Source organism: Nocardioides agariphilus, from assembly GCF_015352445.1.
Lineage (GTDB): Bacteria > Actinomycetota > Actinomycetes > Propionibacteriales > Nocardioidaceae > Nocardioides > Nocardioides agariphilus.
Genome location: NZ_JADKPO010000009.1, coordinates 1 through 12,951, shown reverse-complemented (window position 1 = coordinate 12,951; position 12,951 = coordinate 1). Strand labels below are relative to the sequence as shown.

Annotated in this window: 11 protein-coding genes; 5 read left to right on the top strand and 6 right to left on the bottom strand. The window is 70.8% G+C overall.

The window, feature by feature from the left end; genetic code table 11:
- Positions 1-24: 24 nt before the first annotated feature.
- Positions 25-3,471, bottom strand: a complete 3,447-nt coding sequence (gene recC, locus ISU10_RS08190) for an exodeoxyribonuclease V subunit gamma (RefSeq protein ID WP_194695902.1) — start codon at positions 3,469-3,471, stop codon at positions 25-27.
- 145 nt (positions 3,472-3,616) lie between these two features.
- Positions 3,617-3,760, bottom strand: a complete 144-nt coding sequence (locus ISU10_RS08185) for a hypothetical protein (protein ID WP_194695901.1) — start codon at positions 3,758-3,760, stop codon at positions 3,617-3,619.
- A 123-nt stretch (positions 3,761-3,883) separates the two neighbouring features.
- Here ISU10_RS08185 and ISU10_RS08180 point away from each other — a divergent pair, with 123 nt between their 5' ends.
- Positions 3,884-4,537 (top strand): response regulator transcription factor, encoded by a 654-nt coding sequence (locus ISU10_RS08180; RefSeq protein ID WP_370864984.1) that lies wholly within the window; start codon positions 3,884-3,886, stop codon positions 4,535-4,537.
- Positions 4,538-4,542: 5 nt separating this feature from the next.
- Here ISU10_RS08180 and ISU10_RS08175 read toward each other — a convergent pair whose 3' ends face one another.
- Entirely contained in the window at positions 4,543-6,072 is a 1,530-nt protein-coding gene (locus tag ISU10_RS08175; protein WP_194695900.1) for a purine-cytosine permease family protein, read from the bottom strand.
- 4 nt (positions 6,073-6,076) lie between these two features.
- Positions 6,077-6,895, bottom strand: coding sequence for a purine-nucleoside phosphorylase (locus ISU10_RS08170; protein ID WP_194695899.1), 819 nt, complete (start codon positions 6,893-6,895; stop codon positions 6,077-6,079).
- Positions 6,896-6,932: 37 nt separating this feature from the next.
- On the opposite strand from ISU10_RS08170, the gene ISU10_RS08165 reads away from it, so the two are divergent.
- From ISU10_RS08165 to ISU10_RS08155, 3 genes are all read left to right on the top strand, one after another.
- A complete protein-coding gene (locus tag ISU10_RS08165; protein WP_370864982.1) occupies positions 6,933-7,313 on the top strand; it encodes an HIT family protein in 381 nt (126 codons plus the stop codon).
- Between the two features lie 521 nt (positions 7,314-7,834).
- Positions 7,835-8,914, top strand: coding sequence for a mandelate racemase/muconate lactonizing enzyme family protein (locus ISU10_RS08160; protein WP_194695898.1), 1,080 nt, complete (start codon positions 7,835-7,837; stop codon positions 8,912-8,914).
- Positions 8,911-9,633 (top strand): C40 family peptidase, encoded by a 723-nt coding sequence (locus tag ISU10_RS08155; protein WP_194695897.1) that lies wholly within the window; start codon positions 8,911-8,913, stop codon positions 9,631-9,633. Before ISU10_RS08160 ends, ISU10_RS08155 begins: the two co-directional genes overlap by 4 nt.
- A gap of 115 nt (positions 9,634-9,748) precedes the next feature.
- Here the strand turns inward: ISU10_RS08155 and ISU10_RS08150 are convergent, their stop codons facing one another.
- Together ISU10_RS08150 and ISU10_RS08145 are read right to left on the bottom strand one after the other, a co-directional pair.
- Complete coding sequence (locus ISU10_RS08150; protein WP_194695896.1) at positions 9,749-10,297, bottom strand: DUF3455 domain-containing protein; 549 nt, start codon at positions 10,295-10,297, stop codon at positions 9,749-9,751.
- A 62-nt stretch (positions 10,298-10,359) separates the two neighbouring features.
- Entirely contained in the window at positions 10,360-11,553 is a 1,194-nt protein-coding gene (locus ISU10_RS08145) for a cysteine desulfurase-like protein (protein ID WP_194695895.1), read from the bottom strand.
- 43 nt (positions 11,554-11,596) lie between these two features.
- Between ISU10_RS08145 and ISU10_RS08140 the strand changes: the two genes are divergently transcribed.
- Complete coding sequence (locus tag ISU10_RS08140; protein WP_194695894.1) at positions 11,597-12,328, top strand: methyltransferase; 732 nt, start codon at positions 11,597-11,599, stop codon at positions 12,326-12,328.
- Positions 12,329-12,951: the final 623 nt, after the last annotated feature.

The following is a 12,951-nucleotide window of genomic DNA, read 5'->3' as shown; positions in this document are numbered from 1 at the left end:
CACAGGGGGTTCCGTCCGCGCGCGTCATAGTGGCCCGACCTTCTCGGCACCACTGAGCAGGGGCTCCCAGACCTGCCAGGCGTACTGCGGCAGGCCGAGGTCGATCAGCCCCTCGACCGAGAGGTGTGGCCCGAACACGCGCACGTGGTAGGCGTCCTGGTCCTCCTTGGCGAACGACGCCGCACCCGCGAAGCGGTCGGTCTCCCACTCGCGACGAGCGGCTTGCTTGACGTCGATGTCCATGCCGCGCTCGGCCTTGGCGTGGGCGTCGGCCCAGGCTGCGGCAGTGGCGACCGGCATCGGCAACGGTGTGGTCAGACCCAGGTCGCGCAGCTCGACGAGCGACCGCAGCCAGGCGGCAGCTCGTTGGTCGAGTGGCCCGGTCAGCGCCCTCTTGGGTCCGGCCCGCTCGCGCCCGACGGCGTGACCCGTCCAGCTCTGGTCGGGGTCGGATGCCGAGAGAGCGAGCAGCTCCACCCACGTGCGCAGGCGCTGCTTGGCCTTGAGCCGGGAGTAGCCGAGCGAGACCAGCTTGGTGCCGTAGACCCCGGGGATGGTGCCGGTCAGCCGACGGCCGTTGCCCAGGTCGACATCGACGTCGACCGACCGGCGGGTGCCGGTGCGCAGCTCGGCGGTGCCGTTCCACAGCTTCTGGCACTCCTCGGTCACGCCCGTCAGGGCTCGTTCGCCGAGCCGGAAGGGCGGCAGGGTGCCGCGCAGCTGCTCGGCCGTCATCACCGCCACGGGGTCTTGTCCGGCCAGGAGCTCGCGCAGCAGGTGGTCTCCCACCTGCCACACCTCGAGCGAGTCGAGGGAGACCGGGATCGCGTCGTCGAGCTCGTCGGGCTCGAACGGCGTCGCCAGGTCGAGGCGGTCACGAAGGAACGTGCGGACCGGGTGCAGCAAGAACCGCACCAGGTCGTCGAGCGTGACGTCCTCTGCCTCACGGGGCGGCAGGGCGCCGGTGAGCAGCGGTGGCGCGGGCCGGCGCGGGCCGGCAGCAGAACGAGCGCCGGCCAGAGACGAGACGTCGAAGCTGAACGGGCGCTGCGCAGGTCCGCGCAGCTCCGCGACCGACCACTCGGGAGGATCACCGGCCGGGTCGCCGGCCTTGAGGTTGCGCGGGTCGTAGGGCTGGAGCGGGTGCCGGGTGAGGATCTCGTCGCGCACGGGCGCGGCGGTGGTGCGGTCGGCGGCGTCGAGCAGCTCGCCCAGGGGGACGGCGGGTGGGCGGCGGGCACCGGAGTGCTCGTTGGCGCCGGTGTAGGTCACCACGAGGTGCTCGGTCGCGGCCATCACGGCGTCGAGCAGGAGCTGGCGGTCCTCGCTGCGGCCGTCGCGTTCGCCGGTGCGCGGCCGGCGGGCGAGCACGTCGTCGCCGTCGACGAACCCGGCTCGCGGGAAGACCCCGTCGTCGAGGCCGAGCAGGCAGACCACCCGATGGGGGACCGAGCGCATCGGCACCATCGTGCAGACCGTGAGCGTGCCGGTGCGGAAGTTGGCCCGCGTCGGCCGACCGGCCAGGCGGCCCCCGAGGAGGGCGCGTACGTCGGCGAGCCTCAGCTCCAGCCCGGACCCAGAGTCGGTGCCAGAGTCGGTGCCAGAGTCGGGGCCAGAGTCGGGGCCAGAGTCGGTGGCCGAGGCGCGCGCCAGCTCGCGCTCGAGCTGGGGGTACTGCCAGGCGTCGTCGGCGGGTACGTCGGTCAGGCTGCGTACGCCGGCGCGCAAGGCCGTCATCCAGTCGGCGACCGTGCGGGCCTCGTCGAGGGCGTGCAGGCACTGGCCGAGCCGGTCGACCAGCTCGGCGAGGCGACCGGCCAGGTCGACCTCGTTGCTGCCCACGTCGTCGAGCGGCAGGCCGGTGCCGAGGTGCCGGTGGTCGTCACCGCTCATGGCCACACCCAGCAGGATCCGGTCGAGGCCGGTGCGCCAGGTGTTCTGGGGGAAGCGCTCCATCGAGAAGGCCGCCCGCGCCTCGCGGTCCAGGCCCCAGCGGATGCCGGTGCTGGCGACCCAGCGGCCGGCTCGCTCGAGCTCGTCGTCGGTGAATCCGAACCTGCGTCGACAGGGGTCGCTGGCGGCCAGGTCGAGCACCTCGGAAGCCGTCACCCTGCCGCCACTGAGGTCGAGCAGCACTCCGGCGATCGCGAGCAGCGGGTTGGTGCTCACCAGTGCCCGGTCGGCGAGCTTGACCCTCAGGCGGTGAGCGGGGTGGGCGGCCACGCCGACTCCGTCGGCGGCCTCCGGGCCGGTCGGGGCGAGCCCGAAGCCGGCCGAGATCAGGGGGGCGTAGGTCTCGATGTCGGGGCACATCACCAAGATGTCGCGCGGCTCGAGCGTCGGGTCGTCCTCGAGCAGCCCGACGAGCACCTCGCGGAGCACGTCGACCTGACGCGAGGGCCCGTGACACGCGTGCACCTGGAGGCTGCGGTCGTCGATGTCGTGGTGACGGCCCGCACGCTCCTCCACGGTCGGCGAGTGGTTGGCACGGAGGTCGTGCTGGAGCATCGCGAGCAACGTGGCCGGCTCGTCGTCTGCGAGCGGCACCGCGTCACCCGACGGGAACCCGGCCCCGTCGAGTGAGCGCCGCAGCTCGCGGGCGTCGCGGCCGAGCGAGGCCAGGAGCGGGTGACCGACGCGGGTCGCGGAGTCGTCGTCCACCCGGGCTACCGAGCCGCCCAGACCCGCGAGCGCGTCCCACAGGGCGGGCGAGGCCTGAGGCAGGTAGAGGTGGACGTCGTGGTGCTCGCCCAACGCGCCCAGCAGCTCGACCTCGGTGGCGGGCAGCCTGGTGTGGCCGAACAGCGAGAGCCGCGGAGGCAGGTCGAGCGCGGTGCCACCGGACCGAAGGAGGTCGAGCGTGGCTGTGTGGCGGATGTCGGGTGGCGCGGCGTCGACCCTGGTCAGCACGCGTCGCCACAGCTCGGGTTGCCAGGCGAGGTCGGCGTCGAGCCGACCACCCGCGCCGTCGGTGTCTCGGCCCTCACGCCAGTCGGTGACGATCGAGGGTCGCTGGGCGGCGTAGGAGGCGAACAGCGACGCCAACCTGATCGCCACGCTGTAACGCCGGTTGCGGCGGAGCTCGGCATCGTCGCCGGTGAGCCCGTGGCCGAGATGGTCGGCCAGCGGCTTGCACCACGGCTCGTCGAGGCTGGCGTCGATCGTGGCCAGCAGCGGCCACACCAGGCGCTCGGGGTCCCAGGGGTCATCGTGGTCGCGGCCCAGCACCAGCGTCACCAGGGACCTCGGGCTGAGGAACCGCACCCCCGCGCACACACCGTCGCCGCCAGCGGTGTCGCCGGCGATGCCGAGTCGGTGGGAGAGCCGCTGGGTCAGCCACCGCTCCACGCCCCGGGCAGGAACGACGACGACCTCTTGGAGCAGGGGGTCGTCGAGCGGCCGACTCAGGAGGTCAGCCAGGGCGTCTGCGAGCAGGTCGGTGCGCGGAGCCCGGTGTAGGTGCAGCGCCACGGGCCGACCCTATGCGGTGGCACCGACGGCGAGCTCCGCCGTACACAGGCGCAAGCGAGGGGTGTGCCCCAAACGGCTACGGCCCACCCCGCACGCGGGGTGGGCAGTGCCGACACGGGCGATGAGCCGGCCCGTGCGGACGTTGCTAGTAGACCCTCCGCCGGGTGCCACCGATGGGCACCAGGTTGAGCACGAGGCCCACGATGATGAGGATCACGCCGATGGTCGTGAGGATCGGAATGCTCGCGACCAGGCCGATGATGAGCAGGATCAGCCCGAGGACGATCATGTGGTGCCCTCCTTGTCTTCGCCGCCTGGGATGGCGCGGTTACTCGGAGCATGGACCGGCATCAGGGGGCGAGCCACACCCGTGAGGGTGGAGCGGGAAGGTGCAGGGCCCTAGTCTGGCCGGGTGCCTATCCGCGTCGCGATCGTCAACGACTACGAGGTCGTCGTGCACGGCATCGCCTCCATGCTGCGGTCTCACACCCACCGCGTCGAGGTCGTCGAGCTCAATGCGTCGAGCAGCGTCGCGGAGCCCGTCGACATCGCGCTGTTCGACACCTTCACCCAGTCGCGCGACGACGGCACAGGCGTGGTGCACCTGCTGGAGAACCCGCGGGTCGGCAAGGTCGTGGTCTACACGTGGAGCACGGACCGGGCGCTGCGGGAGTCCTCGCTCGAACTGGGCATCTCCGGCTACCTGTCCAAGCGACTGAGCGCCTCCGAGCTGGTGACCTCGCTCGAGAAGGTTCAGCAGGGCGAGCTCGTGGTGAGCGAGGAGCCCTCCCGGCTGCCGTTGATCGGTGGCGACTGGCCGGGCCGCGAGGAGGGACTGACCGCGCGCGAGTCCGAGGTGCTCTGCCTGATCACCCAGGGCCTCACCAACGCCCAGATCGTCGATCGCACCCAGCTCTCGATCAACTCGATCAAGTCCTACATCCGCTCGTGCTACCGCAAGATCAACGTCGACAGCCGCTCGCGCGCCGTGCTGTGGGGCGTCGACCACGGCATGCAGCTCGACCGGGTCCGGGTCGTCGACCCCGACATCCCCGGCGCGAACTAGTCCACCTAGTCCACACGTTCGGCCCTGACGCCGGCGACGACCTGCTCGTGCTCCTGCCGGCGTACGGCGGGTGCACCGAGCAGTGCGTACCCGAGCAGTCCGACCACCAGCGCCGCCGGGACGCCCAGGTTGGCGTAGGCCCACTCGCCGTCGCGGCCGCCGAGCCCGAGCGGCTCGAGGAGATAGCCGAGCCAACCGAGGCCGTCGCCCGCGCCCGTCGTGTCGATGACCAGCCCCCACCCGACGGCGGTTGCTGCCAGCAGCACCAGCACGGACTCCCAGCGGACCAGGCCGTAGCCACCGGTCTCGGTGGCACCGAACAGTGCACGCTCGTCGTAGGAGTAGCGGCGCATGAACAGGTCGGCCAGGAAGATCCCGCACCAGGCCGCCATCGGCACGCCCAAGATGATCAGGAAGGCGATGAACACCGACAAGAAGTCGTCGGCGATCCAGAGGATGTAGATCGTGCCCAGGATCATCAGGACGCCGTCGAGCAGGGCAGCGGTCCAGCGCGGTGTCTTGAGTCCGAGCGCGAGCAACGTCAGCCCCGACGAGTAGATGTCGAGGATCGCGCCACTGACCAGACCCCCGACGGCGACCAGGGCGAACGGCAGCAGGAACCAGTCCGGCAGCAAGGTCGTCAACGCACCGATCGGGTCGGCGCCGACCTCGCCTGCCAGGTCGGGATCGCTGGCGCATAGCAGGATCCCGTAGGAGACCAGCACCACGACCGGAAGGCTGCCCCCGAAGGTCGGCCAGAAGACCACGCCGGGCGTGCGCACCGAGCGCGGGAGGTAGCGCGAGTAGTCGGCAGCGGCGTTGACCCAGCCCACGCCGAAGCCCGTCATCACCAGCACCGTCGCGCCGATCACGGCGGTCGTCGCGCCGTCGGGCAGCGCCCGCGCGGCGTCGAGGTCGACGTGGTCGAAGGTGAGCCCGACGTAGACGCCGGTGACCACGATCATGGCCACCGTCAGCCAGAGCTGGATCCGCATGATCGCCTCGAAGCCGAGGATCCCGACAGCGACGATCACCAGCGCGACCACCACGAACGCGACCACCTTCGTCGCGTCCCCCGAGGCCCAGCCCATCCGCTCGAAGACCGTCGCGGTGGCGAGGGTCGACAGGCTGACCAGCACCGTCTCCCACCCGATGAGCAGCAGGTAGGACACCAGGCCCGGCAGGCCGTTGCCGACGCGACCGAACGCCGCCCGACTCAGCACCAGCGTCGGCGCCGAGCCTCGCTTGCCCGCGATCGACACCAGGCCGACGAGGAAGAAGCTGACCACTGCGCCGACGACGGTGGCGACCAGTGCCTGCGTGAGGCTGATCCCGAAGCCCAGCACGAACGCGCCGTAGGACACCGCGAGCACCGAGATGTTCGAGGCACACCACGGCCAGAACAGCCCGAACGAGCTGCCTTTGCGCTCGCTCTCGTCGATGACGTTGATGCCGTTGGTCTCGATCGCACCGCGCTTGGCCGGCTGGGATCGCTGCTCGGGCGGGTCGACCTGGGGTGCGGTCTCGGTGCTCATCGGCTCACCTCTCGTCTAGTCCCCGCTGGACCAGTCGTACCAGGAGCGGGCCGAGCCTTCCTGCCGTGGTCTCCGCAACCGCCACGACCTCGGCGGGGTCGATCCCGCTCGGGGCCCCCTCGATCGCGGTCACGGTGGAGAGCCCGGCCAGCTCCACGTCCCACTCTCGCGCCGCGATCGCCTCACACACCGTCGACATGCCGACCAGGTCCGCACCGATCCGGCGCAGCCACCCGGCCTCGGCCCAGGTCTCGTAGTGCGGACCACGCAGCAGCGCGTAGACGCCCTCCACGAGTCCGGGCTGTTCGTCCCGGGCGATCGCCCGCAGTCGTGGCGACCAGGCGTCGGTGAGGTCCACGAACCTCGGCCCCTGCAGGGGACTGCCCTCACCGCTGAGCTGGGCAAGGTTGAGGTGGTCGCTGATGAGCAGCGCCTCGCCCAGCGCGACGTCATCGCGCAGGCTGCCGTTGGCGTTCGTCAGCACCGCCAGGCGTACGCCGGCGGCGGCGGCCGTGCGGACCGGGTGCGCGACCACCGCGGGTCCATGCCCCTCGTAGAGATGCGTGCGACCGAGGTACAGCAGGACGCGGTGGTCACCGACCTCCACCGACCGCACCTCTCCGCGGTGACCCTCGGCGACGGGCGCGTGGAACCCCGGCAGTTCCGTCATCGCGAAGCTGGCTTGGGATTCGCCGAACGCCTCGGCCGCCGGCCCCCAGCCCGATCCCAGGACGACGAGCGCGTCGTGTCGCTCAGCCCCCGTGAGCTGCGCGAGCACGGCCGCGGCGGCGTGCGCCTCGTCGTACCCGTCGGGTGTCCGCACGCGCCCACCTTCCCACCGCCTTTGGCACTCTTGACGCGTGCCCTGCCCCTACTGCCCACCACTCGAAGCCCAGCAGGTGGTGCGGTTCGCCGACGACCTGGTGATGTACCTCGACGACGAACGCTGGCAGGGAGCGCTCAAGCACTCGGGGATCATCGTGCCGGTCCGTCACGCCGAGACCGTGTTCGACCTGACGGCCGACGAGATCGCGGCGACGTTCGCGATGCTGGCCGAGGCCAAGGCCTGGCTGGATGCCGAGCACCAGCCCGCGGGGTACAACCTCGGCTGGAACTGCGGCGCAGTCGCCGGCCAGCAGGTCTTCCACGCCCATCTCCACGTGATCCCCCGGTTCGCCCGGGAACCCCTTGCGGGACAGGGGATCCGCGCCCACCTCAAGGGCGACGAGAACGCCTGGTGAGCCCGCTGGTTGAGGAAGTCGCCTGTCTCGAAACCCGCTGGTTGAGGAAGGCACGCTAACGCCTGTCACGAAACCCGCCGGTTGAGGAAGGCACGCTAACGCCTGTCACGCAACCCGCCGGTTGAGGAAGGCACGCGAGCGCCTGTCACGCAACCCGCCGGTTGAAGAAGGCGCGCCAACCTCTGTCACGCAACCCGCCGGTTGAAGAAGGCGCGCCAACCCCTGTCACGCAACCCGCCGCTTGAAGAACGCGCGCCAACCCCTGTCACGCAACCCGCCGGTTGAGGAAGGCGCGCCAACCCCTGTCTCGAAACCCGCTGGTTGAAGAAGGCGCGCTAGCACCTGTCTCGAAACCCGCTGGTTGCAGAAGGCGCGCCAACGCCTGTCACGAAACCCGCTGGTTGAGGAAGGCGCGCTAGCGCCTGTCTCGAAACCAGACCACGCCGACCACCATGGTTTCGAGACGGTTGCTGCGCAACCTCCTCAACCAGCGGTGAGGAACGGCCCTACGCTGGACGGCGATGACCATCACCGAGGTCCGCTGTCACCGGCTGACGGCCCCGCTGCACACGCCGTTCGTCACAGCGCTCAGGCGCACCGAGCACCTGGAGACGACGGTGGTCGAGGTCCTGGACGACGACGGTCGCCCTGGGTACGGCGAGGCACCGCAGGTCTGGCGGGTCACGGGTGAGTCGTTGGCCGGCGCGGAGGCCTGCCTCAGCGGACCGCTCGCAGACGTCGTGGTCGGACGGTCGGTCGATGACCTGGAGGACCTCACGCGAGAGGTGCAAGACGCCGTCGTCGGCAACTTCGGGGCCAAGGCGGCGATGGACGTCGCGCTCCACGACCTGGCCGCCAGGTGTGGCGGCCTGACACTCGTGCAGCTGCTCGGCGGCGAGGCCGGCACCAACAGGATCGCGACCGACGTCACGCTCTCCGCCGGCGAGCCCGACGAGCTGGGAGCGGCCGCGGCCAAGCGCTTCGCCGAGGGCTTCACGGTCCTCAAGCTCAAGGTGGGCACCGATGCGACGACCGATGTGGCGCGCGTACGCGCCGTTCGCGAAGCCGCTCCGCAGGCGGCGATCCGGGTCGATGCCAACCAGGGCTGGACTCCTGACGAGGCGATCCGGGTGATCCGGGCCCTGGAGGACGCCGGTCTCGGCGTCGAGTTCGTCGAGCAACCCGTGGAGCGCTATGACATCGACGGCCTCGCCGAGGTGACTGCTGCCGTCGAGACCTCGGTGATGGCCGACGAGTCGGTCTTCTCGCTGCGCGACCTCCGGGCGATCATCGACCGCCGGGCTGCCGACCTGGTCAACGTCAAGCTCGCCAAGTGCGGTGGTCTCGGCGTCGCGCGCCAACTGCTCGAGCAGGCCCGCGCCGCAGGGATGGGCACCATCGTCGGCTCCATGATGGAGGGGCCGATCGGCGTCGGTGCTGCGGCGGCACTGGTGGCGGCAGTCGGCACCACGCAGGTCAGCGATCTCGACGCCTTCTGGTGGGCGAGGGAGTCGCCCGTGGTCGGCGGCGCGTCGTACGACGGCGGGTTCATCGTGCTGCCCGATGCGGCAGGCCTGGGCATCGAGGGTCTCAGCGGATGAGCGACGTCCTGCGCGTCGGCGTACCTGTGGCCACGATGTGGGCCTCTCCCGAGGCTCCTCGCGACCTCGACGCGGCAGCCGCTGCCGACGTACCCGATGTCGCTGCCTGGCTGTCAGGCCTGACGCCCGGGGACCGCCTCGGGCTGCACGGTCGGACGCTCACCCAGCTCCTCGGGGGCGAGCCGGTCATCGTGGACCAGCAGCGGGACGGCTGGTGCGAGGTGGTGGCGCCGTGGCAGCCGGTCCTCGGCCAGGACGGCTACCGGGGCTGGGTCCGGCTCGCGCACCTGCGCGAGGCAGACGACGACGATCCCGACGTCCCGCCCGCTCACGTGCCGGCCGACCGCATCGCGGTGGCGGCCTACGCCGAGCGCTTCCAGGGCCTCACCTACCTGTGGGGCGGCACCAGCCCTGCGGGCTTCGACTGCTCGGGCCTCGTGCACTACTGCTATCGGCAGGCGGGCGTCGTGGTGCCACGCGACTCCCCCGACCAGGCCCGTGCGGTCACCCCCGTGCCGCTCGGGACCGAGGAGCCGGGCGACCTCTACTTCTTCGCCCGCGACGACGGCCGGATCTACCACGTGGGGTTCGTCGCGGCCGAGGGTCGGATGCTGCACGCCCCCGAGCGCGACGGCTCGGGCCGGATCGTCGACGAGGACCTCGACGACGAGCGCCGAGCGCACCTGGTGGCGGCCGGCCGTTTCGACCTGGGTCACTAGCGAAGCTAGGAGAACTTCGTGGACAGCGGCGAGAGGCCGTAGTCGACGTACACCCGCGACGGGATCCGATCCCAGGGCGACGTCACGACCTCGCGGCAGCGCTTGAGCCTGTTCCTCATGATCCGCTCCTCTTCCAGAAGTAGTAGTCGGCGGAGTACTCCACCTCGGCGGTCTCGCCGGGCACGTGGCACTGCGATGCAGCGGGTGCGCGGCCGCCGACGGTGTTGACCCGCTGGACGTACGTCGTGCCGGTCAGGCGATCACCACCGGCGCCCGGGCCCGAGGCGTCCTTCTCCAGGAGCAGCCAGTCGATCGCCGACGGGTCGACGTTGACGCCCGCCACGCGTCGACCGACGACGTAGCTGCCGTCGTTGGCGACCCAGGTCGGACCGAGGTAGTGGCTGCCCAGGGTCTTGCCGTTCTGCGCGTAGAGCTGGGCACGCGGTGCCTGCAGCGCCCAGGCGCTGGTGGCCGCGTTGCAGGTGTAGATCTGGACGCCCTCCGCGTGTGCGACCAGGAACACCTTGTGCCCGGCGGGTGGGGCGATGACTCCGGGCGCGCCCGGCGAGGACGGACCGGCGTAGGCCGGAGCCGCCATGGCGATGACTGCGAGAGCGGCGGCAGCACCCAGGCGGGTGTGCGGTTGTGAGAGTGGGAGCTTCATGCCTCAACGGTCGCGTCGATGCCACGTCGCCCGAAACTACGGAGGACCTGAGGAAACCGGGGCTACGACCCCAGGAGCGACCCCAGTGCGGTCAGCAGGCGGTCGACGTCGTCCTCGGTCGAGTACGGCGCGAGGCCGACCCGCAGACCCCCGTCGGCACCCAGGCCGAGGTGATGAGAGGGCTCCCAGGCATAGAAGTTGCTCGCTGGTGCGTTGATGTCGCTCTCGGCGAGCGCGACCGAGACGTCGGCGGCGTCTACACCGGGGAAGGTGAGCAGCACTGTCGGCGTACGACGGCCCGCCCGCGAGTGGACCACGACCGGTAGCCGGGAGAGACCGTCCTCCAGGCGATCGCGCAACCCGTCCTCGTAGGCCTCGATCGACGTGAACGCGGCGCGCAGCCGAGACCGCCGGTCACCGCCGTCACCGAGCGAGGCCAGGAAGTCGACGGCAGCCGTCGTGCCGGCCATCAGCTCGTAGGGCAGCGTGCCGAGCTCGAAGCGCTCCGGCACCTGGTTGGTCGCCGGCACCAGCTTGTCGGGGTCGAGTCCTTCGAGCAGGTCGGGCGAGGCGACGAGGACGCCGCAGTGGGGACCGAGGAACTTGTAGGGCGAGCAGGCGTAGAAGTCGGCGCCCAGCTCGCCGACGTCGGTGGCGACGTGCGCCGTGTGGTGCACACCGTCGACGTAGAGCAGCGCTCCGGCCTCACGCACACCCGCGGCGATCGCCGGGATGTCGGGGCGGGTGCCGATCAGGTTGGAGGCGGCCGTCACCGCGACCAGTCGCGTGTCGTCGGTGAGCAGGTCGATGACGGCTGATGGGTCGAGCTCGCCCGACTCGGGGTCGAACTCCGCCCACCTCACGGTCACGCCGACGCTCTCGGCAGCGATCACCCAGGGCCGCACGTTGGCGTCGTGGTCCAGCTTGCTGACCACGATCTCGTCGCCCGGCTCCCAGTCCTTGGCCAGGGCCCGCGAGATGTCGAAGGTCAGCTGGGTCATGCTGCGCCCGAACACGACGCCCTCGGGCACACCACCGAGCAGGTCGGCCATCGCGGCGCGAGCACCCAGCACGATGTCGTCGGCGTTACGCTCGGCGGGCGTCAGGCGGCCGCGGTTGGACAGCGGCTGCGTGATGGCGTGCCGCATGGCCTCACCCACCACGTCGGGCGTCTGCGTACCTCCCGGCCCGTCGAAGTACGCCGTGCCGCCGGCGAGGCTCGGGAAGTGCGACCGCAGTGCCTGGACGTCGTACATGCTGCGGATCCTGCCAGGCTTGCCGTCCCCGACAATGAGCGGCGTGACGTTCGACGAGGCCGTGCTCGCGCTCCGCGCCGCCGGCTGCGTCTACGCCGAGGACGAAGCCACCGCGATCTGGGAGACCTACGACGAGCCCTCGTTGCGCGCCGGCGCTGTCACGGACCGCTCGTCAGGACGCCCGCTGGAGCAGGTGGTCGGCTGGGCTCAGTTCGGTCCCGTCCGCGTCGCCCTCGCGCCCGGCGTCTTCGTGCCCCGCCGACGAGCTGAAGCTCTCCTCGAACCCGCGGTCGCCCTGAAGCCGGACGCGCGAGTCGTCGTCGACCTCGGCTGCGGCGCCGGGGCCCTGGCCGCGTCGCTCGCTTCTCTGCTGCCGTCTGCGGAGGTCCACGGCGTCGACGTCGACGAAGCCGCTCTGCAGTGCGCCCGCCGCACCGGCGGCTTCCACGTGCACCACGGCTCCTGGTGGTCCGGTCTGCCCACGTCGCTGCGAGGCCGCGTCGACCTCGCGGTCGCCTACCTGCCTCACGTCCCCACAGGGAACCTCTCCGACATCCACCACGACTTCCGCGCGCACGAGCCCGACCTCTCGGTGGACGGCGGCCCCGACGGCCTCGACCCGCTGCGCGCCGTGCTTGCCGATGCCGACTCGTGGCTGGCGCCAAGAGGAGCCTTCGTCACGTTGCTAGCCCGCCAGCAAGTGCCGCCGGGCTTCGAGGTGGTCGCGGAGGACGGGGACGACGTGGTCGTGGTGCACCGGAGAGCTCGATCCTGAGCGTCCGCGTCAAACCGCCGCGTGGCGGCCACTGCCGTCGCTACTCCGTCTGGTGCATTCCAGCCCCCGGCTGTCCTGAGCTGGCCGATCACGGTGGGGTCTGCGTCCGCTTTGAGCGGCACGCGTTCGATCAGCCATTCCATGGCATCGGCAATCAGACCGTGGACGTCTGCGCCTGCGTAGTTGGCGTACTGCAGCACCGCATGCTGCGTCATCTTGTAGGCGGCGCGTAGAACTTCCGTCATGCCATCTGCGTCAGGCATCCGGACCGTCTGAACCACCCCGGCTTCGTCCTCCAACTCAATTAGGTGTTGGAGCTCGAGTGTCGGCCAGAACATGCCATGCGCTGAGCCGCTAGCAGCTCGCCATAGACGCTCGACTTGCCCTTCATCAAGTTCCAGACCGTCGGCATCGCAGGCCATCTGAAGGACAGACAGGTACCCGCGAGGCGGGCGTGTGTCCCGCTCCGACATAACGCCCGTGATCCGCTGGAGGAGTTCTACTTCCCGCTCGTCGACAGCCCGGGTGACGTCCCGCTGAGTGGTGGAGTTTCTCGACACCGTGCGGGGTCAGTGAGTTGATCATGCCGTCATGAGTTCGGGCTTGGCCACCTCCTGGTTGGT

Bases quoted from the DNA above. Each gene is read 5' to 3' on its own strand.
- ISU10_RS08150 (WP_194695896.1), bottom strand. From the start codon at position 10,297: ATGAAGCTCCCACTCTCACAACCGCACACCCGCCTGGGTGCTGCCGCC.
- ISU10_RS08155 (WP_194695897.1), top strand. From the start codon at position 8,911: ATGAGCGACGTCCTGCGCGTCGGCGTACCTGTGGCCACGATGTGGGCC.
- ISU10_RS08145 (WP_194695895.1), bottom strand. From the start codon at position 11,553: ATGTACGACGTCCAGGCACTGCGGTCGCACTTCCCGAGCCTCGCCGGC.
- ISU10_RS08185 (WP_194695901.1), bottom strand. From the start codon at position 3,760: ATGATCGTCCTCGGGCTGATCCTGCTCATCATCGGCCTGGTCGCGAGC.
- ISU10_RS08175 (WP_194695900.1), bottom strand. From the start codon at position 6,072: ATGAGCACCGAGACCGCACCCCAGGTCGACCCGCCCGAGCAGCGATCC.
- ISU10_RS08160 (WP_194695898.1), top strand. From the start codon at position 7,835: ATGACCATCACCGAGGTCCGCTGTCACCGGCTGACGGCCCCGCTGCAC.